The organism is Alysiella crassa DSM 2578, assembly GCF_000745955.1.
Classification (GTDB): Bacteria; Pseudomonadota; Gammaproteobacteria; order Burkholderiales; family Neisseriaceae; genus Simonsiella; species Simonsiella crassa.
Map to the genome: position 1 here is coordinate 1 of NZ_JQKH01000151.1, position 1,625 is coordinate 1,625.

At 46.6% G+C, this 1,625-nt stretch carries 2 protein-coding genes; both read left to right on the top strand.

The genetic code is table 11. From position 1 onward, the window contains the following. The first annotated feature begins 66 nt into the window (after positions 1–66). The gene (locus Q338_RS12460; RefSeq protein ID WP_248784407.1) at positions 67–516 is read left to right on the top strand and encodes an NfeD family protein; all 450 of its coding nucleotides are present in this window, start codon (positions 67–69) and stop codon (positions 514–516) included. Between the two features lie 33 nt (positions 517–549). Continuing rightward, a complete protein-coding gene (locus Q338_RS12465) occupies positions 550–1,506 on the top strand; it encodes an SPFH domain-containing protein (RefSeq protein WP_034296066.1) in 957 nt (318 codons plus the stop codon). The last annotated feature ends 119 nt before the right edge of the window (positions 1,507–1,625 follow it).

The window sequence follows — 1,625 nt, forward strand, 5'->3', positions numbered from 1 at the left end:
ACAATATTTAAATTATTCAGTAATTTGGTGCGCATGGCGCACCCTACATTTTTGTGATTGGAAAAATTGTCGTGTACTGTAAGGCTGCCTGAAAAAATTCGCACAAAGGAGCAAATGATGATTTACTGGTTGATTGTTGCGGTGCTACTCTTTATTGTGGAGCTGTTTTTGGGGACGGTGTATTTGCTGGTGCTGTCGCTGGCTTTGTTGGGCGCGGGTTTGATGGCGTGGTTGCTGGGCGATGTGGCGGGGTTTTGGGTGGCGGCTATTTTGTCTTTGGCGGGCATTGTGTGGGTTTACCATTACAAAAAACGCAATATAGAGCAAGTGTCTGATGTATCAGATGATTTTGATATTGGGCAAACGGTGGTGTTGGAATCATTGTTGCCCACAGGCGAATGGCGTGTGCAGTATCGTGGCACATTGTGGGAGGCGCGTAATGAATTTTCAGGCAGCCTGAAAGCAGGCGATACGGCGAAAATCGTGGCGCGTGATGGCAATATTTTGATTATTTAAAACTTTTTCACTTGATTTTTTTGGAGGTGTGTGATGATTTTTTCTTTACCCGTGATTATTTTGCTGGCTGTGGTGATTTTGGGTTTCAAAGCCTTTAAAGTTGTGCCACAACAGGAAGCCTATGTTGTTGAGCGTTTGGGAAAATTTCATGCGGTTTTGAATCCAGGCTTGAATATTTTGATTCCTTTTTTGGACAGCATTGCCTACAAACATTCGCTCAAAGAAATTCCGTTGGACGTGCCCAGCCAAGTGTGTATCACCCGCGATAACACGCAATTAACCGTTGATGGCATTTTGTATTTTCAAGTAACCGACCCCAAACGCGCTTCTTATGGTTCAAGCAATTACATTTTGGCGATTACCCAATTGGCGCAAACCACGCTGCGTTCCGTGATTGGGCGCATGGAATTGGACAAAACCTTTGAAGAACGCGATGACATTAATCGCACCGTTGTGGCGGCTTTGGACGAAGCGGCGGTGTCGTGGGGCGTAAAAGTTTTGCGTTATGAAATCAAAGATTTGGTGCCGCCGCAAGAAATTTTGCGTTCCATGCAAGCACAAATCACCGCCGAGCGTGAAAAACGTGCGCGTATTGCCCAATCCGAAGGTTTGAAAATTGAACAAATCAATTTGGCAACAGGCGAGCGTGAAGCAGAAATCAAAAAATCCGAAGGCGAAGCGCAGGCTGCCGTAAACGCATCACAAGGCGAAAAAGTGGCGCAAATCAACCGCGCACAGGGAGAAGCAGAAGCCTTGCGTTTGGTGGCGCAAGCCAGCGCAGATGCGATTCGCACCATCGCCGCCGCCATTCAAGAACCAGGGGGCAGCGAAGCCGTGAATCTGAAAGTTGCCGAGCAATATGTGGAAGCATTTGGAAAATTAGCCAAAGAAAACAATACATTGATTATGCCTGCGAATGTGGCGGATTTGGGCAGTTTGGTGAGCGCAGGCATGAGCATTGTGAAAGGGCAAAATCAGTTGATGAAATAATATTCAGACTGTCTTTTGCTATGCTATAGTCGCAGAACTGAAAAAGCAGTACGGCGTTGCCAGCTCCCTTATGTACTAGGTGTACACGGCGGTCGCTGTCGCCTTGTACTGCATTTTCA